The sequence below is a fragment of the Pseudomonas kilonensis genome (assembly GCF_001269885.1).
Classification (GTDB): Bacteria; Pseudomonadota; Gammaproteobacteria; order Pseudomonadales; family Pseudomonadaceae; genus Aquipseudomonas; species Aquipseudomonas kilonensis.
Map to the genome: position 1 here is coordinate 415,765 of NZ_LHVH01000017.1, position 20,350 is coordinate 436,114.

The 20,350-nt window shown below is 62.1% G+C and carries 18 protein-coding genes; 11 read left to right on the forward strand and 7 right to left on the reverse strand.

Annotated elements, in window-relative coordinates; genetic code table 11:
- The first annotated feature begins 213 nt into the window (after positions 1–213).
- From AD662_RS08490 to csrA, 3 genes are all read left to right on the forward strand, one after another.
- Positions 214–1,029: an SDR family oxidoreductase gene (locus AD662_RS08490; RefSeq protein ID WP_018606529.1), complete on the forward strand. Its 816-nt coding sequence runs from the start codon at positions 214–216 to the stop codon at positions 1,027–1,029.
- 57 nt (positions 1,030–1,086) lie between these two features.
- Positions 1,087–1,419, forward strand: a complete 333-nt coding sequence (locus tag AD662_RS08495) for a YnfA family protein (RefSeq protein WP_024618193.1) — start codon at positions 1,087–1,089, stop codon at positions 1,417–1,419.
- 151 nt (positions 1,420–1,570) lie between these two features.
- Positions 1,571–1,771: a carbon storage regulator CsrA gene (gene csrA / locus AD662_RS08500; protein WP_018606525.1), complete on the forward strand. Its 201-nt coding sequence runs from the start codon at positions 1,571–1,573 to the stop codon at positions 1,769–1,771.
- Here csrA and AD662_RS08505 read toward each other — a convergent pair.
- From AD662_RS08505 to mnmC, 5 genes are all read right to left on the reverse strand, one after another.
- Entirely contained in the window at positions 1,760–1,987 is a 228-nt protein-coding gene (locus tag AD662_RS08505; RefSeq protein ID WP_003199186.1) for a YheU family protein, read from the reverse strand. The two genes, csrA and AD662_RS08505, sit on opposite strands and share 12 nt — an antisense overlap.
- 230 nt (positions 1,988–2,217) lie before the next feature.
- Positions 2,218–3,408 (reverse strand): osmoprotectant NAGGN system M42 family peptidase, encoded by a 1,191-nt coding sequence (locus AD662_RS08510; RefSeq protein ID WP_053186586.1) that lies wholly within the window; start codon positions 3,406–3,408, stop codon positions 2,218–2,220.
- Positions 3,409–3,614: 206 nt separating this feature from the next.
- Positions 3,615–5,360, reverse strand: coding sequence for an N-acetylglutaminylglutamine synthetase (gene ngg, locus AD662_RS08515; RefSeq protein WP_053186590.1), 1,746 nt, complete (start codon positions 5,358–5,360; stop codon positions 3,615–3,617).
- A 3-nt stretch (positions 5,361–5,363) separates the two neighbouring features.
- On the reverse strand, positions 5,364–7,136 hold the full coding sequence (locus AD662_RS08520) for an N-acetylglutaminylglutamine amidotransferase (RefSeq protein ID WP_046063010.1): 1,773 nt from the start codon (positions 7,134–7,136) through the stop codon (positions 5,364–5,366).
- A 284-nt stretch (positions 7,137–7,420) separates the two neighbouring features.
- Positions 7,421–9,403, reverse strand: coding sequence for a bifunctional tRNA (5-methylaminomethyl-2-thiouridine)(34)-methyltransferase MnmC2/FAD-dependent 5-carboxymethylaminomethyl-2-thiouridine(34) oxidoreductase MnmC1 (gene mnmC, locus AD662_RS08525; RefSeq protein WP_053186601.1), 1,983 nt, complete (start codon positions 9,401–9,403; stop codon positions 7,421–7,423).
- A 229-nt stretch (positions 9,404–9,632) separates the two neighbouring features.
- Between mnmC and pap the strand changes: the two genes are divergently transcribed.
- Entirely contained in the window at positions 9,633–11,150 is a 1,518-nt protein-coding gene (pap, locus tag AD662_RS08530; RefSeq protein WP_018602911.1) for a polyphosphate:AMP phosphotransferase, read from the forward strand.
- A 103-nt stretch (positions 11,151–11,253) separates the two neighbouring features.
- The gene (locus tag AD662_RS08535; protein ID WP_018602913.1) at positions 11,254–12,438 is read left to right on the forward strand and encodes a thiolase family protein; all 1,185 of its coding nucleotides are present in this window, start codon (positions 11,254–11,256) and stop codon (positions 12,436–12,438) included.
- 191 nt (positions 12,439–12,629) lie between these two features.
- Here the strand turns inward: AD662_RS08535 and AD662_RS08540 are convergent, their stop codons facing one another.
- Positions 12,630–12,827, reverse strand: coding sequence for a DUF6316 family protein (locus AD662_RS08540; RefSeq protein ID WP_018602915.1), 198 nt, complete (start codon positions 12,825–12,827; stop codon positions 12,630–12,632).
- A 190-nt stretch (positions 12,828–13,017) separates the two neighbouring features.
- Between AD662_RS08540 and AD662_RS08545 the strand changes: the two genes are divergently transcribed.
- A complete protein-coding gene (locus AD662_RS08545; RefSeq protein WP_053186603.1) occupies positions 13,018–13,980 on the forward strand; it encodes a DMT family transporter in 963 nt (320 codons plus the stop codon).
- A gap of 108 nt (positions 13,981–14,088) precedes the next feature.
- Here AD662_RS08545 and AD662_RS08550 read toward each other — a convergent pair whose 3' ends face one another.
- On the reverse strand, positions 14,089–15,483 hold the full coding sequence (locus AD662_RS08550; protein WP_014337208.1) for a class II fumarate hydratase: 1,395 nt from the start codon (positions 15,481–15,483) through the stop codon (positions 14,089–14,091).
- Between the two features lie 202 nt (positions 15,484–15,685).
- On the opposite strand from AD662_RS08550, the gene AD662_RS08555 reads away from it, so the two are divergent.
- From AD662_RS08555 to AD662_RS08575, 5 genes are all read left to right on the forward strand, one after another.
- On the forward strand, positions 15,686–16,204 hold the full coding sequence (locus AD662_RS08555) for a DUF2059 domain-containing protein (protein WP_018602923.1): 519 nt from the start codon (positions 15,686–15,688) through the stop codon (positions 16,202–16,204).
- Positions 16,205–16,216: 12 nt separating this feature from the next.
- Positions 16,217–16,516, forward strand: coding sequence for a BolA family protein (locus tag AD662_RS08560; protein WP_014337210.1), 300 nt, complete (start codon positions 16,217–16,219; stop codon positions 16,514–16,516).
- 332 nt (positions 16,517–16,848) lie between these two features.
- Positions 16,849–17,790 carry an oxygen-dependent tRNA uridine(34) hydroxylase TrhO gene (gene trhO, locus AD662_RS08565; protein ID WP_018602926.1) on the forward strand — a complete coding sequence of 314 codons (942 nt, stop codon included), beginning with the start codon at positions 16,849–16,851 and terminating at the stop codon, positions 17,788–17,790.
- A gap of 36 nt (positions 17,791–17,826) precedes the next feature.
- On the forward strand, positions 17,827–18,429 hold the full coding sequence (locus tag AD662_RS08570; RefSeq protein WP_174553541.1) for a DsbA family protein: 603 nt from the start codon (positions 17,827–17,829) through the stop codon (positions 18,427–18,429).
- Entirely contained in the window at positions 18,422–20,248 is a 1,827-nt protein-coding gene (locus AD662_RS08575; protein ID WP_053186607.1) for an ABC transporter ATP-binding protein, read from the forward strand. The genes AD662_RS08570 and AD662_RS08575 overlap by 8 nt, the downstream gene beginning before the upstream one ends.
- The last annotated feature ends 102 nt before the right edge of the window (positions 20,249–20,350 follow it).

The following is a 20,350-nucleotide window of genomic DNA, read 5'->3' on the forward strand; positions in this document are numbered from 1 at the left end:
GTCAGTTCTGGAGTGATACAACTTTCAACTGCCAGCGCGCATGCGTTAAATCCGGGCGGCTTAATAAATCTGACCGTAGCGCTTTGTAGAAAATTCAAAGTTTTTATACGTCTACGGTTTGCCCTTGCCATTCAGCAATCTGATGGAGCTTGGTCCGTCGAACGCCTTCGCTACACTCGGCCTATCTCTCCCGGAACAACAAGGCTGTTTGCTATGCAAAATCGCATGATGATCACTGGTGCCGGCTCTGGCCTGGGTCGCGAAATCGCGCTGCGCTGGGCTCGCGAAGGCTGGCGCCTGGCCTTGTCGGATGTCAGCGAGCCAGGCCTTGTGGAAACCCTCAAACTCGTGCGCGCCGCCGGTGGCGACGGCTTCATCCAGCGCTGCGATGTGCGCGACTACAGTCAATTGACTGCGTTCGCCCAGGCCTGCGAAGAGAAGCTCGGGGGCATCGATATCATCGTCAACAATGCCGGCGTGGCCTCGGGCGGCTTCTTCAGTGAACTCTCGCTGGAGGATTGGGACTGGCAGATCGCGATCAACCTCATGGGGGTGGTCAAGGGCTGCAAGGCGTTCCTGCCGCTATTGGAAAAAAGCCGCGGCAAGATCATCAACATCGCCTCCATGGCAGCCCTGATGCAGGGGCCGGCCATGAGCAACTACAACGTAGCCAAGGCTGGCGTCGTGGCGTTGTCGGAAAGCCTGCTGGTGGAACTGGCGCAGCAGGAGATCGGTGTACACGTGGTGTGTCCGTCGTTCTTCCAGACCAATCTGCTGGACTCCTTCCGCGGCCCGACCCCGGCCATGAAGGCCCAGGTTGGCAAGTTGCTGGAAAGCTCACCGATCAGCGCCACGGATATTGCCGACTACATCTACCAGCAGGTCGCCCAGGGCCAGTTCATGATCCTGCCCCACGAACAGGGACGCATGGCTTGGGCGCTCAAGCAGAAGAATCCGCAGTTGCTGTACGACGAAATGACCGTCATGGCCGACAAGATGCGCGCCAAGGCCCGGCAAAACCTCAATTGACCTGGGTGCCCGATGTCCTCAGGATGGCGCCATTCGGCCTTCCTGATGGACATTTGCATGCTCAATTACCTGTGGTTTTTTCTCGCCGCGCTGTTTGAGATCGCGGGCTGCTACGCCTTCTGGATGTGGTTGCGCCAGGGCAAGAGCGCCTGGTGGATCGTTCCGGCGTTGCTCAGCCTCACGTTGTTCGCCCTGTTGCTGACCCGCATCGAAGCGACGTATGCCGGGCGCGCCTACGCCGCCTATGGCGGCATCTATATCGTTGCCTCGATCGGCTGGCTGGCGATGGTCGAGCGAGTGCGACCACTGGGGTCCGACTGGATTGGCGTGGCGCTCTGCGTGTTGGGGGCGAGTGTGATTCTATTCGGTCCGCGGTTCTCGGCACCCTGAAATAACCGGCGATCCGACAGGGTTTTGCAGGAAATTTCCGTCAGTCACGAGAACTTTGCTTGTAGGGCCTTACTGAATTCTCTTGGGTGTCTTGAGAACGGGAAACAGGCCGGGCATGGTCAGGGTCCAGACATTCTTAAGGACAAGAACCATGCTTGTATTAAGCCGCGCTGTAGGTGAGTTGATTTCCATCGGTGACGATATTTCCGTCCGTGTGCTGTCGGTCAGCGGCGGTACCGTGCGTTTTGGCGTGGAAGCGCCACGGCACGTCGATGTCCATCGCTCCGAAATCTACGACAAGATCCAGAGGAAAAAGGCCCAGGCCACTCGCAAGGCCTGTTCAGTCGAATAGGTGCTTGGGCACGTCGTGCTTGAGCATCAGTTGGCACTGTTCGCTTTCGGGGTCGAAGACGATCAACGCCTGGCCTTTGGTCAGGGCTTGCCTGACCCGTAGAACCCGGGTTTCCAGGGGCGTGTCGTCACCATTGTCGGTGCCGTCGCGGGTCACGAAGTCCTCGATCAGGCGGGTGAGCGTGTCGACTTCGAGTTGGTCGTGGGGGATGAGCATGGAGTACCTCGGCTAGACAATGGGGCGATGCTACGGCCAATGGGCTTTTGCGGCTAGCCTGGTTTTATGGCCATTGCAAATCCTTGTGGGAGCGGGCTTGCTCGCGAAAGCGGCGGTACATTCAGCACTTATGCTGACTGACCCAACGCTTTCGCGAGCAAGCCCGCTCCCACAATTGGATTGTGTGTGTTCCGAGGGAGTCATGCTGTCAGCCGGTATCGCGAGCTGGATCAGTTATCGGAGCGCTGCCCCACCAAGCTATCCACCGATGGCACCCGAGTATCACTTTCCATCTGGGTATCGTGTTCGATCTGATGACTGAAGCGGTCCAGCGAGCCTTGGGCCGGTTGCGCGTCGCTGGCGAACACCGGCGGGCTGAGGATGTAGGCGCCGAGCAGGCGACTGAGGGCGGCCAGGCTGTCGATGTGGGTGCGTTCGTAGCCATGGGTGGCGTCGCAGCCGAAGGCGAGCAGGGCGGTGCGAATGTCGTGGCCGGCGGTAATGGCTGAATGGGCATCGCTGAAGTAGTAGCGGAACAGGTCGCGGCGTGCCGGTACGTCGTTTTCCTTGGCCAGTTTCAGCAAGTGTCGCGACAGGTGATAGTCGTAAGGGCCTCCGGAGTCCTGCATCGCCACGCTGACTGCATGTTCGCTTGAGTGTTGGCCAGGGGCGACGGGCGCGATGTCGATGCCGACGAATTCGCTGACATCCCAGGGCAGTGCGGCGGCCGCACCGCTGCCGGTTTCCTCGGTGATGGTGAACAGTGGGTGACAATCGATCAGCAGTTCTTCACCGCTGTCGACAATCGCCTTGAGCGCCGCCAGCAACGCCGCGACCCCAGCCTTGTCGTCCAGGTGCCGGGCGCTGATATGGCCACTTTCGGTGAATTCCGGCAAGGGATCGAAGGCGACGTAATCGCCGATGCCCACCCCCAGGGTTTCGCAATCGGCGCGGGTGGCGCAATAAGCGTCCAGGCGCAGCTCGATGTGGTCCCAACTGATGGACAGTTCATCCACGGCGGTATTGAACGCGTGCCCGGATGCCATCAACGGCAGCACGCTGCCACGGATCACGCCGGTGTCGGTGAACAGGCTGACCCGGCTGCCTTCGGCAAAACGGCTGGACCAGCAACCCACCGGCGCCAGGGTCAGGCGGCCGTTGTCCTTGATGGCCCGCACCGAGGCACCGATGGTATCCAGGTGCGCCGACACGGCCCGGTCGGGGCTGCTCTTGCGCCCCTTGAGCGTGGCGCGGATCGTGCCACGGCGGGTCATTTCAAAAGCGATACCCAGCTCTTCGAGCCGCTCGGCGACGTAGCGCACGATGGTGTCGGTAAAGCCGGTAGGGCTGGGAATGGCGAGCATCTCCAGCAGGACCTTTTGCAGGTATTCGAGATCCGGTTCGGGAATTTTGCTGATCATGGAAACTCCTCACGGAACATTAAGTTGAAATAGGGAAACCTTGTGGCCAGAGATTGCTCCCGCTGGGCTCTGTAGGAGCTGTCGAGCGAAGCGAGGCTGCGATCTTTCCCCAAACACTTGAGTCCCAGGTGAAAGATCAAAAGATCGCAGGCTTCGCCAGCTCCTACAGAGTCCAGCGCGAGCAATCTCTGGCCACAGAAGCAGGGCTAAGCCACCGGCTGGCTATGGGGAAACAACAAATCCACAAAGCGCTCGGCGGTGGGTTGTGGTTCGTGGTTGGCCAGGCCTGCGCGTTCGTTGGCTTCGATGAACACGTACTCGGGTTGCTCGGCCGCCGGCACCAACAGGTCGAGGCCGACCATGGGGATGTCCAGCGCCCGTGCGGCGCGTACCGCCGCATCAGCGAGGGTCGGATGCAGGATGCCGGTGACATCCTCCAGCACGCCGCCGGTATGCAGGTTCGCCGTACGCCGTACGAACAGGTGTTCCCCAGCGGGTAGCACGCTGTCGTAGTCGAACCCCGCCGCGCTGAGCGTGCGCAGGGTCTCGGCATCCATCGGGATTTTGCTTTCGCCGCCCGTGGCCGCTTGCCGTCGGCGGCTCTGGGCTTCGATCAACGCACCGATGGTGTGCCGGCCATCGCCGATCACCTCCGCCGGGCGCCGGATCGCCGCCGCCACCACTTCAAAACCGATCACCAGGATGCGCAGGTCCAGCCCCTCGTGGAAACTTTCCAGCAAGACCTGGCTATCGAACTGCCGGGCCGCTTCGATGGCGTTCTGTACCTCCTCGATGGTGCGCAGATCCACCGCCACGCCTTGGCCCTGTTCACCGTCCAGCGGCTTGACCACCACCCGTTCGTGCTCGTCGAGAAACGCCAGGTTGTCATCGGCATTGCCCGCCAACTGTTGGGCCGGCAGGTTCAGGCCGGCGTTTTTCAGCACTTTGTGCGTCAGGCTTTTGTTCTGGCACAGCGTCATGCTGATGGCGCTGGTCAGGTCGCTCAAGGATTCGCGGCATCGGACCCGGCGGCTGCCATGGACCAGGGTAAACAAGCCGGCCTCGGCATCGTCCACCTGCACGTCAATGCCTCGGCGGTGAGCTTCTTCGACAATTATTCGCGCATAAGGATTGAACTGCGCTTCGGGGCCTGGCCCCAGGAACAACGGCTGGTTAATGCCGTTCTTGCGTTTGATGGCGAAGGTCGAAAGATTGCGAAAGCCGAGTTTGGCGTAGAGGTTCTTCGCCAGGCGATTGTCGTGTAACACCGACAGGTCGAGGTAACTCAAGCCACGGCTCATGAAATGCTCGATGAGATGACGCACCAGCACTTCGCCAACACCGGGCCGCGGACATTGCGGGTCCACGGCCAGGCACCAGAGGCTGCACCCGTTTTCCGGGTCGTTGAAGGCCTTCTGGTGATTCAGGCCCATGACGCTGCCGATCACCGCACCGGTGTCGTCATCTTCGGCCAGCCAGTAGACCGGGCCGCCCTCATGGCGCGGGGTCAGGCGCAGCGGGTCGATGGGCAACATGCCCCGGGCCTGGTAGAGCTGGTTGATGGCCTGCCAGTCGGTCTCGCTCTGGGCCCGGCGAATCCGGAAACCGCGAAACACCCGGGTGGACGGGCGATAGTCGCTGAACCACAGGCGCAAGGTGTCGGACGGATCGAGGAACAGTTGTGCCGGTTCCAGCCCCAGTACTTGCTGGGGCGCGGCCACGTACAAGGCAATGTCGCGTTCGCCGGGTTGTTCGTTGAGCAGTTCCTGGGCCAGGCTTGCCGGGTCCGGGAAGGTATGGCCGATCAACAGTCGGCCCCAGCCGCAATGCACCGCGATCGGGTCGGCGCCCAATTCGCTGCCGTCTTCGGCCAGGCGTGCCTGCAGGCGTTCGTAGGAGGGCGCCTGGCCGCGCAAGAGGCGTTGGTTGTGAACGGTTGCGTGAGGTTTCATCGATCAGATTCCTTGCTCGCTGAGCCACAGGTTCAGCGCCGCCAGTTGCCACAGCCGCGAGCCGCGCAATGGCGTGAGCTGGCCGTTGGGGTCGGTCAGCAGGCGGTCGAGCATGGCCGGGTTGAACAGGCCGCGGTCCTGGCTCGGGTCCAGCAGCAGCTCGCGAACCCAGGCCAGGGTGTTGCCTTCCAGGTGCTTGAGGCCTGGCACCGGGAAATAGCCTTTCTTGCGGTCGATCACCTCGCCGGGGATCACCCGCCGGGCGGCTTCCTTGAGCACCTGCTTGCCGCCATCGGGCAGCTTGAACTTCGCTGGGACCCGCGCCGAGAGTTCCACCAGGCGGTAGTCCAGGAAGGGCGTGCGCGCTTCCAGGCCCCAGGCCATGGTCATGTTGTCGACACGCTTGACCGGGTCGTCCACCAGCATCACGGTGCTGTCCAGGCGCAGGGCCTTGTCTACCGCCGCATCGGCCCCGGGCTGGGCGAAATGTTCTTTGACGAAGTCACCGGCCGCGTCGTTGGCCGTCAGCCATTTGGGCTGCACGGTGGCGGCATATTCTTCGTAGCTGCGGTCGAAGAACGCGGCGCGATAGGCCGCGTACGGATCGCTGGCGCCATCGACCTGCGGGTACCAGTGGTAACCGGCGAACAGCTCGTCGGCGCCCTGGCCGCTTTGCACCACTTTGCAGTGCTTGGCCACTTCCCGCGACAGCAGGTAGAAGGCGATGCAGTCGTGGCTGACCATCGGTTCGCTCATGGCACGGAACGCTGCCGGCAGTTGCTCGATGATCTCTTTTTCGTCGATACGCAGTTGGTGGTGGCGGGTGCCGTAGTGCTTGGCGATCAGGTCCGAATACTGGAACTCGTCACCGCGCTCGCCGCCAGCATCCTGGAAACCGATAGAGAAGGTCGACAGGTCCTCTACACCGACTTCCCGCAGCAGGCCCACGAGCATGCTCGAATCCACGCCACCGGAAAGCAGTACGCCGACATCCACGGCGGCGCGTTGGCGAATGGCGACCGCTTCACGGGTGCTGTCGAGCACGCGATCGATCCAGTCTTCCAGGTTCAGGTGCTGTTCGTCGGCTCGAGGGCCGTAGGGCAGGGTCCACCAGGTTTTCTGCTCGGTGCTGCCGTCGGCTTCGATGCGCATCCAGGTGGCGGGCGGCAGTTTTTCAACACCGGCCAGCAAGGTGCGGGGCGCCGGGACCACCGCGTGGAAATTCAGGTAATGGTTGAGAGCCACCGGGTCGAGCATCGGGTTGATGTCGCCGCCCTTGAGCAGCGCCGGCAACGCCGAGGCGAAACGCAGCCGCTGGCCGGTGCGTGACAGGTACAGCGGCTTGACGCCGAGGCGGTCGCGGGCGATGAACAGCCGCTTGGCATCGCGCTCCCAGATGGCGAAGGCGAACATGCCGTTGAGCTTGGGCAGCAGCGCTTCGCCCCAGGCGTGGTAGCCCTTGAGCAGCACTTCGGTGTCACCACCGGAATAGAAGCTGTAGCCCAGGCCTTCGAGTTCGCTGCGCAGTTCCGGGTAGTTGTAGATCGCGCCGTTGAAGGCCAGGGACAGGCCCAGTTGGTTGTCGATCATCGGCTGGGCCGAGCCGTCCGACAGGTCCATGATTTTCAGGCGCCGATGGCCCAGGGCAATCGGCCCCTGGCTATGAAAACCCCAGGCGTCGGGGCCGCGAGGGGCCAGGTGATGGGTGATTCGCTCTACGGCCGCAAGGTCCGCAGGTTGTTGATCGAAACGTAACTCTCCAGCTAATCCGCACATAAGTCCTTACCGGTTTTTCCGTTGGGGAGGGGTCAAGCCGCACCCGCCAAAAGGGCGGGTACCCTGAAACTGACCGGAGGGATTGCTGTGAGTTTTAGATCGATGCGTTATAAGCCGGCGGGGTAGGGGGCTAGTCTGCCACGGGATTTCAAAGATAAGCGAACCTGTGGGAGCTGAGCTTGCTCGCGATGGCGGTGGATCAGTCGGCATCTAAGTAGGCTGATCCAACGCCATCGCGAGCAAGCTCAGCTCCCACAGGGTTAGTGGCGGGTCAATAATCGGTGTTAGGCCTTACCCCGAATCAATGCCCGCAACGCGAACCGGTTCGGATGGCAGGCTTCGGCCACGCTGCGGGGCAGGGGCAGGGGTTCGTTGTCCAGCCAGGCGGCGATCAGTTCGCCCGACAGCGGGGCGGTGATCAGGCCGCGGGAGCCGTGGCCGCTGTTGATGTACAGGCCGTCGAGCCACGGGCAGGCAGTGTCCGGCACCTGGCGGGCGTCCTTGCCGAGGGCCGCATAGGCCTCGGTAAAGGCCTGGCGGTCCGCCAACGGTCCGACAATCGGCAGGTAGTCCGGGCTGGTGCAACGGAACGCCGCGCGACCTTCGAGGTGTTCCGGGTCCAGGCTGCCAGCGTTCAGGCGGTCCACCAGGTCTTGGGAGATTTCTTCGAGCATCTGCAGGTTGCCGGCGTGCTCGGCGACCGTGGGCGTCAGGTCGTCGCTGTTGAAATCGAAACTGGCGCCCAGGGTGTGCTCGCCCAGTCGCGGCGGAGCCACATAGCCTTCGGCGCACACCACGGTCGCCAGGCTCTGGCTGCGGCTGGTTTGCGGCAGTCGGGTGATTTGCCCGCGAATGCGCTTGAGCGGCAAGTCGGCGGCCGGTTCGAAACGTTTGATTTCGGCGGCGCTGGCGAGGATCGCCACCGGAGCGCTGGCCAGGCAGCGTTCGCCGTCCCATGCCTGCCATTGGCCGTCCACGCGGCGCAGTGACAACACTTCATGATGGTGCTGCACGTCAATCGTCGTGCCCGAGGCTTGCCAGCGACACAACGCCGGCGGATGCACCCAGCCGCCCTCGGGGTAAAACAGGCCGCCACAGGCCAGGCCGATGCCGGACCGAAGCTGGGCCTCGGACTGATCGAGGGTATGCAGTAAATCCCTCGGGAACGCCTCGGCCAGTTGCGCCTGACGCTCGGCTTCCTTGCTGTTGAAGGCCAATTGCAAGACGCCGCAGGCGTCCCAGTCAATGCCGCGTTGCAGTTGCTCCAGCACACGCCGGGTGTAGCCGAAGCCGCTGAGGATCATCTGCGATAACGCGGTGCCGTGGGCTGACAGCTTGAGGTACAGCACGCCCTGGGGGTTGCCGGAAGCTTCCTCGGCCAACCCGGCATGACGCTCCAGCAGCGTCACCTGCCAGCCACGCGCGGCGAGACTCGCGGCACTGGCACAACCGGCCAGGCCGCCACCGATCACCAGGGCCCGGCGTTCGCCGGTTGGCAGCACGGGGCGGGCGTACCAGGGTTTTGCTGCAGACGGCGCCGGCGTCTGCTCCGGCCAGCCAAGAAACACACCGCGCAGGATTTCCCACTTATGGCCGATGCCCGGCGTGCGCTTCATCTTGAAGCCTGCCGCGTTCAGCAAGCGCCGGACCCAACCGGTGCTGGTGAAGGTGCTGAGGGTGGCGTCGGGCGCGGCCAGCCGGGCCAGTTCGGCGAACAGCTCGGCGGTCCACATCTCGGGGTTCCTGGCCGGCGCAAAACCGTCGAGGAACCAGGCGTCGATCTGCCCGTCCAGTTGCGGCAACTGCTCCAGGGCATCGCCGATCAACAGGGTCAGCGTCACCCGTCCGTCCGCCAAGACCAGGCGCTGGAAACCCTGATGGATCGCCACGTACTGCTCAAGCAATTGCTCCGCCTGAAGGCTCAGTTGCGGCCACAAGGCCAGCGCTCGGCGCAGGTCCTCGGGGCTCAAGGGGTACTTCTCGACACTGACAAAATGCAGACGAGCGCCTGCCGGTGCACACTGTTCGAACAGTTGCCAGGCGCAGAGGAAATTCAAGCCGGTGCCAAATCCGGTTTCGCCGATCACCAGCCGCCCATCATCGGCCAGGGTCGCGAAACGCTCGGCCAGGTTGTTCTGCTCAAGGAATACATAACGGGTTTCTTCCAGCCCCGACTGGTCGGAAAAATACACATCGTCGAACACCCGCGAACGCGGGCGACCCTGATCATCCCAGTCGAGTTGGGCGTGTTGCTGGATGGGCGTCATGGCTGGCTCGGTCAAAACTGAGCGGCCATTCTAGCCGATTGGATTACCTCGTCTGCTTGTCGATCGTTCCAACGCTCCGCGTGGGAATGCCTCTACGGACGCTCCGCGTTCGGCTTTTTTGGGACGCGGAGCGTCCCTGGCTTCATTCCCACGCGGAGCGTTGGAACGATCACTACGCCGGGCCGCGTCCAATCCGCTAGTCTTGAGCCATCCTTGGAAGGAGCTGCCCATGTTTGAATCCGCTGAAATCGGTCATGTCATCGATAAAGACACCTTTGAGGCCGAGGTGCCGGCCCTGCGTGAAGCGCTGCTGGAGGCGCAATTCGAGTTGCAGCAGCAGGGCCGGTTTCCGGTCATCGTGTTGATCAACGGCGTCGAAGGCGCGGGCAAGGGCGAGACGGTGAAGTTGCTCAACGAGTGGATGGACCCGCGGCTGATCGAAGTGCGCACCTTCGACCAACAGACCGACGAGGAACTGGCGCGGCCTCCGGCATGGCGCTACTGGCGGATGCTGCCGGCCAAGGGGCGCATGGGGATTTTCTTCGGCAACTGGTACAGCCAGATGCTGCAGGGCCGGGTCCATGGCGAGTTCAAGGACCCGCGGCTCGACCAGGCGATTGCCGGTGCCGAGCGCCTGGAGAAAATGCTTTGCGATGAAGGCGCGCTGATCTTCAAATTCTGGTTCCACCTCTCCAAGAAACAGATGAAGGCCCGGCTCAAGGGGCTCAAGGATGACCCGCTGCACAGCTGGCGCATCAGCCCGCTGGACTGGCAGCAGTCCCAGACCTACGACAAGTTCGTCAAATACGGCGAGCGTGTGCTGCGCCGCACCAGTCGCGATTACGCGCCGTGGCATGTCATCGAAGGCATGGACAGCTGTTATCGCAGCCTCACCGTCGGGCGGATCCTGCTCGACGGCTTGCGACAGGCCCTGGACCGGTCGAAGATCAAGCCGCAAAAGGTCAACGTGGCGCCGTTGCCTGCGCTGGACGGCCAGGTCACGCTGCTCGACAGCCTGGACATGACTCGCTGCCTGGACAAGGCCGACTACGAAGAGCAACTGATCACCGAGCAGGCGCGGTTCGCCGGCCTGCTGCGGGATAAACGCATGCGCCAGCATGCCTTGGTGGCGGTGTTCGAAGGCAATGACGCGGCAGGCAAGGGCGGGGCGATCCGACGGGTTGCGGCGGCCCTGGACCCGCGCCAATACAGCATCGTGCCGATTGCCGCGCCCACTGAAGAAGAGCGCGCCCACCCCTACATGTGGCGGTTCTGGCGGCATATTCCCGCGCGGGGCAAGTTCACCATGTTCGACCGCTCCTGGTACGGCCGGGTGCTGGTGGAGCGGGTCGAAGGGTTTTGCAGCCAGGCCGACTGGCTGCGGGCCTACGGTGAAATCAACGACTTCGAGGAACAGATCGCCGATGCCGGCGTGGTGGTGGTCAAGTTCTGGCTGGCCATCGACAAGGAAACCCAGCTGGAGCGTTTCCAGGAGCGTGAGGAGATTCCGTTCAAGCGCTTCAAGATCACCGAGGATGACTGGCGCAACCGCGACAAGTGGGACGCCTACCGCGCGGCGGTGTGCGACATGGTCGACCGCACCAGCACCGAGATTTCCCCTTGGACATTGGTGGAAGCCAACGACAAGCGCTGGGCGCGGGTCAAGGTGTTGCGCACCCTCAACCAGGCGCTGGAGGCAGCTTTCGAGCGGACTGCAAAGCAGGCTCGCAAGAACAAGAAGGGCTAGGGCGATGGGGGCGCATACGCGGGGTGAATGATTGTCGCAGTCGGTTATGCAGTGGATTTATGCTCGATTCACTCTCAACCGACTACAACAATGAGGTACAGCCATGCGTGAAGTGGTGATCGTCGACAGCGTACGGACCGGCCTGGCCAAGTCCTTTCGCGGCAAGTTCAACATGACCCGTCCAGACGACATGGCGGCCCATTGTGTCGATGCCTTGCTGGCGCGCAACGACATCAACCCGGCCAGTGTCGAGGACTGCATCGTCGGAGCCGGGTCCAATGAAGGTGCCCAGGGCTACAACCTCGGGCGCAACGTGGCGGTGCTCTCGCAATTGGGCATCGGCACGGCCGGCATGACCCTCAACCGTTTCTGCTCCTCGGGCCTGCAAGCCATTGCCATCGCCGCCAACCAGATCGCTTCCGGTTGCAGCGACATCATCGTGGCGGGCGGCGTGGAATCCATCAGCCTGACGATGAAAAGCGTCAACACCGACAACCTGATCAACCCGCTGCTCAAGGAGCAGGTGCCCGGGATCTATTTCCCCATGGGCCAGACGGCCGAGATCGTTGCCCGTCGTTACCAGGTCAGCCGCGAGGAGCAGGACCGCTACGCCTTGCAGAGCCAGCAACGCACCGCGAAGGCCCAGGCGGCCGGGTTGTTCGATGACGAAATCATCCCGATGGCGGTCAAGTACCGGGTCGAGGACAAGAACACTGGCGCTGTGCAGATCCTCGACGGTGTGGTCGATCGCGACGATTGCAATCGCCCGGACACCACCTACGAAAGCCTGGCAGGCCTGAAACCGGTGTTCGCCGAAGACGGTTCGGTTACGGCGGGTAACTCGTCGCAGTTGTCCGACGGGGCCTCGATGACCTTGGTGATGAGCCTGGAAAAAGCCTTAGCGCTGGGGCTCAAGCCCAAGGCGTTTTTTCGCGGCTTCACCGTGGCCGGTTGCGAGCCGGACGAGATGGGCATCGGCCCGGTGTTTTCAGTGCCCAAGCTGCTCAAGGCCAAGGGCTTGCAGATCGCCGATATCGACCTGTGGGAACTCAACGAGGCGTTTGCTTCCCAGTGTCTGTACAGCCGCAACCGGCTGGAAATCGATCCCGAAAAGTACAACGTCAACGGCGGCTCGATCTCCATCGGCCATCCATTCGGCATGACCGGCTCGCGGCAAGTGGGGCATCTGGTGCGCGAGCTGCAGCGGCGCAACCTGCGCTACGGCATCGTGACCATGTGCGTGGGCGGCGGGATGGGGGCTACGGGGTTGTTTGAGGCGGTGAGATAACCGGGCGCTGACGAGGGGATTATTTATGGCGAGGGGATTTATCTCTGTGGGAGCAAGGCTTGCCCGCGATGAAGTTGATGCGGTCTCTCAAACCGAGGTGTCTGCATCGCGAGCAAGCTTTGCTCCCACAGGGCGTTTCTCCCACAGGTAAATCCCCTCGCCACAAGGAGCTGCGCCAGCCGTGAGAGTGTTTAGCTGGCAACCTGAGTCAGCTGCTGCATCCGCTGGATATACGCTTCGATCTCCATTTCTGCCGCCTCGCGGGTGGCGAACGGACCCTCCTGGGTGCCCTCACGTGTATTGAAATAAAACTCGCCGTTAACCCGGCAGATCCGATCACTGCGAAAAATAGTCGTAGGGGCAGGATCCAAGGCGCGTTTTCCAAGCATGTCGGGTCTCCAGAGTACAGCGAGGTCTGTTTAAAATGAGCATATGTGTTGTCCCTGATTCCCGCCTGTCCAGCCGATCGACGGCTACGACCCCTACAATCCCATGGGCGGCCTCTGCCCAACTGTCCCTGTGTCGTGACGCAATAGACGCCTAGAATGAACGTCCTTTGTCTTGGGCTTCGAGGGTTGTATGCACATATCGTCCGGTCGCTGGGTCTACGGTCTGTTCCTCGCCCTGCTGACTGCCCTGCTCTGGGGAATCCTGCCGATCAAGCTCAAGCAAGTGCTGCAAGTGATGGACCCGGTCACCGTGACCTGGTTTCGCTTGATGGTGTCCGGCGGTTTGTTGTTCATCTATTTGGCGGCCACCCGGCGCCTGCCCAGTTGCAAGGTCCTTGGCCCACGCGGCGGCTGGCTGGTGGCGATGGCGGTGCTCGGGCTGGTGGGCAACTACGTGTTTTACCTGATGGGCCTGAACCGCCTGAGCCCCGGCACCGCGCAATTGGTGGTGCAGATGGGGCCGATCATGTTGCTGGTCGCCAGCCTGTTCGTGTTCAAGGAGCGGTTCAGTGTGGGGCAGGGCATCGGCCTGCTGGTGCTGCTGATCGGTTTCGCGCTGTTCTTCAACCAGCGCCTGGGCGAGTTGCTGACGTCCCTGAGCGACTACACCGCCGGGGTCTTGATGGTGTTGTTGGCGTCGACGGTCTGGACGTTTTATGCCCTGGGCCAGAAGCAATTGTTGACGGTGTGGAATTCGTTGCAGGTGATGATGGTGATCTACCTGTTCTGCGCGTTGCTGCTCACGCCCTGGGTGCATCCGTTGGAGGCGCTGCAATTGAGCCCGTTGCAAGGCTGGCTGTTGCTCGCATGCTGCCTCAACACGCTGATTGCCTATGGCGCGTTTGCCGAAGCCTTGGCCCATTGGGAAGCTTCGCGTGTCAGCGCGACGCTGGCGATCACGCCGCTGGTGACGTTCGCCGCAGTGGCGATGGCGGCTTGGTGGTGGCCTGATTATGTCCATGCCGAGCAGATCAATCTGCTGGGGTATGGCGGGGCGGTGCTGGTGGTGCTGGGGTCGGCGCTGGTTGCCCTGGGCCCGTCGCTGATCGCCGGGCTCAGGGCCCGGCACGAGCGTTTGGCTGTCGGGCGTTAGCCCGCTGTGGGAGCGAGCCTGCTCGCGATGGCGGCCTGACAGGCAATAGAGATGTCGAGCCTGCCGGCCTCATCGCGAGCAGGCTCGCTCCCACAGGGGGGATGGCGTTTAACCCTGGCTACCCGCCTCCAGCATATTCTCCGGCCGCACCCAGGCATCGAACTCTTCATCGGTCAGGTACCCCAGTTGCAGCGCCGCCTCACGCAGGGTTAGCCCTTCGCCGTAGGCTTTCTTGGCGATTTCTGCAGACTTGTCGTAGCCGATGTGCGGGTTCAGCGCCGTCACCAGCATCAACCCACGTTCCAGGTGCGCGGCCATCTGCTCGGCATCCGGCTCGAGCCCGGCGATGCAGTGCTGTTGGAAGTTGCTGCAGCCGTCGGCCAGCAGGCGAATCGATTGCAGCAGGTTGTGGATGATCACTGGTTTGAACACGTTCAACTGCAAATGCCCCTGGCTGGCGGCAAAACCGATGGTCACGTCGTTGCCCATGACCTGGCAGGCCAGCATCGACAAGGCTTCGCACTGGGTCGGGTTGACCTTGCCGGGCATGATGGAGCTGCCCGGTTCGTTGGCTGGCAGTTTCACCTCGGCGAACCCGGCCCGGGGTCCGGAGCCCAGCAGGCGCAGGTCGTTGGCGATCTTCATCAAGGTCACGGCGAGGGTTTTCAGCGCGCCGGACAGGGACGTCAGGGGTTCATGGCCGGCCAGCGCGGCAAACTTGTTCGGTGCGGTGACGAACGGCAGGCCCGACAGCGCCGCCAGTTCAGCGGCAATCGCTTCGCCGAAACCATGCGGTGAATTGAGCCCGGTGCCGACCGCCGTGCCACCCTGGGCCAGTTCGCAGACTGCGGGCAGCGCGGCGCGGATCGCTCGTTCGGCGTAATCGAGTTGAGCAATGAACGCCGACAATTCCTGGCCAAAGGTGATCGGCGTGGCATCCATCATGTGGGTGCGGCCGGTCTTGACCAGTTTCATGTGGCGCGCCGCCAGTTCCGCCAGGCCGCCGGACAGCTCGCTGATGGCCGGGAGCAATTGCTGGTGGACGGCCTGGGCGGCGGCAATGTGCATCGCGGTGGGGAAGCAGTCGTTGGAGCTCTGCGAGCGGTTGACGTGGTCGTTGGGGTGCACCGGGCTCTTGCCGCCGCGCGGGTTGCCGGCCAGTTCGTTGGCGCGCCCGGCGATCACCTCGTTGACGTTCATGTTGCTCTGGGTTCCGCTGCCGGTCTGCCAGACCACCAGCGGGAACTGGTCGTCATGCTGGCCGGCCAGCACTTCGTCGGCGGCCTGTTCGATCAGGCGGGCGATGTCGACGGGGAGGTCGCCATTGCGATCATTGACCCGCGCGGCGGCTTTCTTGATCAGTGCCAAGGCGTGCAACACCGACAGCGGCATGCGTTCGTTGCCAATGGCGAAATTGATCATGGAACGCTGCGTCTGGGCGCCCCAGTAGGCATCGTCCGGGACTTCAACCTGGCCAAGGCTGTCGGTTTCGATACGGCTCATCGGGTCAAACTCCTTAAGGGCTGAATGCGCAGTTTAGGCCCAGATGGGCGGTTCCGGTTCCCTCAATCATTCCTCAATCCAGGAGCGGTGGGTTCGGCCCGTCAATCGGACCCGACAAGCTCCGGGGTTGAGGCCCGGCGTTTTTTAGGCGCAGAATGGTCGCCCTTGGGGTTTTACCTCGCCTGTAATGAAAGGAAACTCGATGACCCGTCTTCGTGCCATCTGTACCGCAGTTGCTCTGGTGTGTGCCAGCGGCCCTGTTTTCGCCGATACCGCCAGCCACAACGCCAGCGCCGAAGCGTTCCTGACCCTGGCGCACGCTGACAAACTGGGCACTCCGGTGTACATGCAAGTGCAGCAGATGTTTGCCCAGCGCTTTGAACAGACCAAGGCCCCTGAGTCGAAAAAAGCCACCCTGGAAACCTACCAGGCCAAGGCCAATGCCGCGCTGGACCAAGCCATCGGCTGGAACAAGCTCAAGCCGGACATGGTCAAGCTCTACACCAGCAACTTCAGCGAATCGGAGCTCAAGGACCTGGTCGCTTTCTACCAATCGCCATTGGGCAAGAAAGTCCTCGAGAAAATGCCGCAGTTGACCCAGCAATCGGCCCAACTGACCCAGGCCAAGCTTGAAAGCGCGGTCCCGGTGGTCAACAAACTGCTCGCGGACATGACGGCCGAGCTCGAGCCAAAAGCCGCCCCAGCCAAGAAAAAGCCGTAAGCGGAGCCTGGTATGAGCATGCAACAACGCATCGAATCGACACTCGGGCTCCTGCAGCCCGAGCACTTGCAAGTGCTGGATGAAAGCCACATGCACAGCCGTGGCCTGCAGACCCACTTCAAGGCCGTGGTGGTCAGCCAGCAGTTCGAAGGGCTCAATCGCGTCAAGCGTCACCAGAAGGTCTACGGCACGCTGGGCGAGCTGATGGGTGAGTTCCATGCGTTGGCGCTGCACACCTACACCCCCGAAGAATGGGCGCAGATCGACGCGGCCCCGGCTTCGCCGACGTGTGCCGGTGGCAGCAAGCACTGATTGGGCTGCGGTGGATGGCAAAGTCTTGAATCTGTGGGAGCAAAGCCCTGTGGGAGCAAGGCTCTGTGGGAGTGAGCCCCTGTGGGAGCAAAGCTTGCTCGCGATGAAGTTGATGCGGTCTCTCAAAAACCGAGGTGTCTGCATCGCGAGCAAACTTTGCTCCCACAGGGTCTTGCTCTCACAGCGTGATCCTCACGGCACTGTTGTCCACAGCAATCGCTGTCTGCAACCCCCCTGTTTTTTGTTAGAATCCGTAACGCGCCGCTCACCCGGCGCGTTTTTTTTCGCATCCGGTTCACCCTTTACGAGGGTAGCCACCTGGAGAAACACCCATGGCACAACCCATTGTCGTGGCGGCACTGTATAAGTTCGTCACTCTTGAAGATTACGTCGAACTGCGTGAGCCCTTGCTCAAGGCCATGCTCGACAACAGCATCAAAGGCACCTTGCTGATCGCCGACGAAGGCATCAACGGTACGGTCTCCGGCACTCGCGAAGGCATCGACGGCCTGCTGGCCTGGCTCAAGAACGATCCGCGCATGATCGACATCGACCATAAAGAGTCGTACTGCGATGAGCAGCCGTTCTACCGCACCAAGGTCAAGCTCAAGAAAGAAATCGTCACCCTCGGCGTCGAAGGCGTGGACCCGAACAAGCAGGTCGGCACCTATGTCGAACCACAGGATTGGAACGCGCTGATCAGCGATCCGGAAGTGTTGTTGATCGACACCCGCAACGATTACGAAGTGTCCATTGGCACCTTCGAAGGCGCCATTGACCCCAAGACCACCAGCTTTCGTGAGTTCCCCGAGTACATCAAGGCCAACTTCGACCCGGCCAGGCACAAGAAAGTCGCGATGTTCTGCACCGGCGGCATTCGTTGTGAAAAAGCTTCCAGCTACATGCTCGGCCAGGGTTTCGACGAGGTTTATCACCTCAAGGGCGGCATCCTGAAATACCTCGAAGAGGTCCCTCAGGAAGAAACCAAGTGGCGCGGCGACTGCTTCGTGTTCGACAACCGCGTAACTGTTCGCCACGACCTCAGCGAAGGGGACTACGATCAATGTCACGCTTGTCGTACCCCGGTAAGCGTAGAAGACCGCGCCTCGGAGCACTATGTGCCTGGCATCAGCTGCCCGCACTGCTGGGATAAACTGAGCGAGAAGACCCGTCGCAGCGCCATCGACCGGCAGAAGCAGATCGAGTTGGCCAAGGCGCGCAACATGCCGCACCCGATCGGCTACAACTACAAGCAAACATCTTCCGAGGCTTGAACCATGGCGTCACGCCTGCTCTATGTGATGGACCCGATGTGTTCCTGGTGCTGGGGCTTTGCGCCGGTGGCCGAGGCGTTGGTAGAGCAGGCGCAGGCCGCAGGGGTGGAGTTGCACCTGGTGGTGGGCGGTTTGCGCACCGGCAGCGGTTCGGCGCTGGAGCCGACCACCCGGCGCTACATTCTTGAACACTGGCAGGCGGTCACCCAGGCCACCGGCCAGCCCTTCAAGCTTGAAGGCGCGTTGCCGGACGGTTTCGTCTATGACACCGAGCCTGCCTGCCGGGCACTGGTGACGGCCCGCAGCCTGGCTCCAGACCTGGCCTGGAAGCTGGTGAAGCTGATCCAGCAGGCTTTTTATGTGCAAGGCCGTGACGTCACTCACGCCAGCGTGCTGGTGGAGCTGGCCGAACAGGCCGGGCTGCCACGCATCGAATTCGCTGCGGCCTTCGACCGCGCCGATCAACATGCGGCCACCGCTGCGGATTTCACCTGGGTACAGGACTTGGGCATTGCCGGGTTCCCCACACTGTTGGCCGAGCGTGATGGCCAGTTGGCCTTGCTGACCAACGGTTACCAGCCCCTGAGCCAACTGTCGCCTTTGCTTGGCCGCTGGCTGGAGCGCGCGGCCTGTGCCTGACTGGCCGCCAGATACATCGGCTTCGCAGCGCATCGACCGGTTGAGCTGGGCACAAATCCGTCGACTGGCCCTCAAGCATAAAAAAGCCCTGTGGATCGCCAACGGTGTGGCCGTGCTGGCGACACTGTGCAGCGTGCCGATCCCGTTGCTGTTACCGCTGCTGGTGGATGAAGTGCTGCTGGGGCATGGCGATGCGGCCCTGAAAGTCATGAACCAGGCATTGCCCACGCAGTGGCAGCGCGCGGCTGGCTACATTGGGCTGATGTTGCTGGTGACCCTGGCCCTGCGCTGTGGCGCATTGCTGTTCAACGTGCTGCAGGCGCGCTTGTTCGCCCGGTTGGCCAAGGACATCGTCTATCGCATTCGCATCCGCTTGATCGAACGGCTCAAGCGAATTTCCCTGGGCGAGTACGAAAGCCTGGGCAGTGGCACCGTGGCGGCCCACCTGGTCACTGACCTGGACACCCTCGACAAATTCATCGGCGAAACCCTCAGCCGTTTCCTGGTGGCGATGTTGACCCTGGTGGGCACCGCCGGGATCCTGGTGTGGATGCACTGGGAGCTGGCGCTGCTGATCCTGCTGTTCAACCCGCTGGTGATCTATGCCACGGTGCAGTTGGGCAAGCGGGTCAAGCACCTCAAGAAACTGGAGAACGACAGCACCTCACGCTTCACCCAGGCCTTGACCGAAACCCTGGATGCCATCCAGGAAGTGCGCGCCGGTAACCGCCAGGGTTATTTCCTTGGTCGTTTGGGGATGCGTGCCAAGGAGGTCCGTGATTACGCCGTGAGTTCGCAGTGGAAAACCGACGCCTCGAACCGCGCCAGTGGTTTGCTGTTTCAGTTCGGCATCGATATTTTTCGCGCAGCGGCCATGCTCACCGTGGTGTTCTCCGACCTGTCCATCGGCCAGATGCTGGCGGTGTTCAGCTACCTCTGGTTCATGATCGGGCCGGTCGAGCAACTGTTGAACTTGCAGTACGCCTATTACGCTGCCGGCGGCGCCTTGAGTCGAATCAATGAACTGCTGGCCCGGGCCGACGAGCCGCAGTACACGGGCGGCGTCGATCCGTTCAAGGGCCGTGACACCGTGGGCATCGATATCCAGGGGTTGAGTTTCGGTTACGGCGAGGAGCTGGTGCTCAACCAGTTGAACTTGTCCATCTCGCCGGGCGAGAAAGTCGCCATTGTTGGTGCCAGCGGCGGCGGCAAGAGCACCCTGATGCAGTTGTTACTGGGGCTCTACACGCCACAATCGGGCAGCATTCGTTTCGGCGGCGCCACGCAGCAGGAGATCGGCCTGGAGACCATCCGCGAGAATGTTGCAGTGGTGTTGCAACATCCGGCGCTGTTCAACGACACGGTGCGGGCCAATCTCGCCATGGGCCGTGAGTGCAGTGACGACGACTGCTGGCGAGCACTGGAAATCGCCCAGCTCGATGCTACCGTACGGGCGCTGCCCCAGGGCCTGGAGAGCGTCGTTGGACGTTCCGGGGTGCGGCTGTCGGGCGGGCAGCGTCAACGGCTGGCCATCGCCCGCATGGTACTGGCCGACCCACGGGTGGTGATTCTCGACGAAGCCACCTCGGCACTGGACGCTGCCACCGAGTACAACCTTCACCAGGCACTGGCGCGCTTTTTGAGCGCACGCACTACGCTGATCATCGCCCACCGGCTCTCGGCGGTGAAGCAGGCCGATCGGGTATTGGTGTTCGACGCAGGGCAAATCGCTGAGGACGGTGACCATTTGCAGTTGATTGCCGAAGGAGGCCTCTACGCTCGACTCTACGGTCATTTGCAACAGATACAGCAGCCTTGAGTTTCCCGAGTTTTTCTGCGCTTAGTATCGGAAAAAAAGCAGGCAAACACGCCGATCTTTCCGAATTCCACGCAAAGCCTGTCGATCTGTTCATCCATTCAT

Bases quoted from the DNA above. Each gene is read 5' to 3' on its own strand.
- AD662_RS08490 (WP_018606529.1), top strand. From the start codon at position 214: ATGCAAAATCGCATGATGATCACTGGTGCCGGCTCTGGCCTGGGTCGC.
- AD662_RS08495 (WP_024618193.1), top strand. From the start codon at position 1,087: ATGCTCAATTACCTGTGGTTTTTTCTCGCCGCGCTGTTTGAGATCGCG.
- csrA (WP_018606525.1), top strand. From the start codon at position 1,571: ATGCTTGTATTAAGCCGCGCTGTAGGTGAGTTGATTTCCATCGGTGAC.
- AD662_RS08505 (WP_003199186.1), bottom strand. From the start codon at position 1,987: ATGCTCATCCCCCACGACCAACTCGAAGTCGACACGCTCACCCGCCTG.
- AD662_RS08510 (WP_053186586.1), bottom strand. From the start codon at position 3,408: ATGATCAGCAAAATTCCCGAACCGGATCTCGAATACCTGCAAAAGGTC.
- ngg (WP_053186590.1), bottom strand. From the start codon at position 5,360: ATGAAACCTCACGCAACCGTTCACAACCAACGCCTCTTGCGCGGCCAG.
- AD662_RS08520 (WP_046063010.1), bottom strand. From the start codon at position 7,136: ATGTGCGGATTAGCTGGAGAGTTACGTTTCGATCAACAACCTGCGGAC.
- mnmC (WP_053186601.1), bottom strand. From the start codon at position 9,403: ATGACGCCCATCCAGCAACACGCCCAACTCGACTGGGATGATCAGGGT.
- pap (WP_018602911.1), top strand. From the start codon at position 9,633: ATGTTTGAATCCGCTGAAATCGGTCATGTCATCGATAAAGACACCTTT.
- AD662_RS08535 (WP_018602913.1), top strand. From the start codon at position 11,254: ATGCGTGAAGTGGTGATCGTCGACAGCGTACGGACCGGCCTGGCCAAG.
- AD662_RS08540 (WP_018602915.1), bottom strand. From the start codon at position 12,827: ATGCTTGGAAAACGCGCCTTGGATCCTGCCCCTACGACTATTTTTCGC.
- AD662_RS08545 (WP_053186603.1), top strand. From the start codon at position 13,018: ATGCACATATCGTCCGGTCGCTGGGTCTACGGTCTGTTCCTCGCCCTG.
- AD662_RS08550 (WP_014337208.1), bottom strand. From the start codon at position 15,483: ATGAGCCGTATCGAAACCGACAGCCTTGGCCAGGTTGAAGTCCCGGAC.
- AD662_RS08555 (WP_018602923.1), top strand. From the start codon at position 15,686: ATGACCCGTCTTCGTGCCATCTGTACCGCAGTTGCTCTGGTGTGTGCC.
- AD662_RS08560 (WP_014337210.1), top strand. From the start codon at position 16,217: ATGAGCATGCAACAACGCATCGAATCGACACTCGGGCTCCTGCAGCCC.
- trhO (WP_018602926.1), top strand. From the start codon at position 16,849: ATGGCACAACCCATTGTCGTGGCGGCACTGTATAAGTTCGTCACTCTT.
- AD662_RS08570 (WP_174553541.1), top strand. From the start codon at position 17,827: ATGTGTTCCTGGTGCTGGGGCTTTGCGCCGGTGGCCGAGGCGTTGGTA.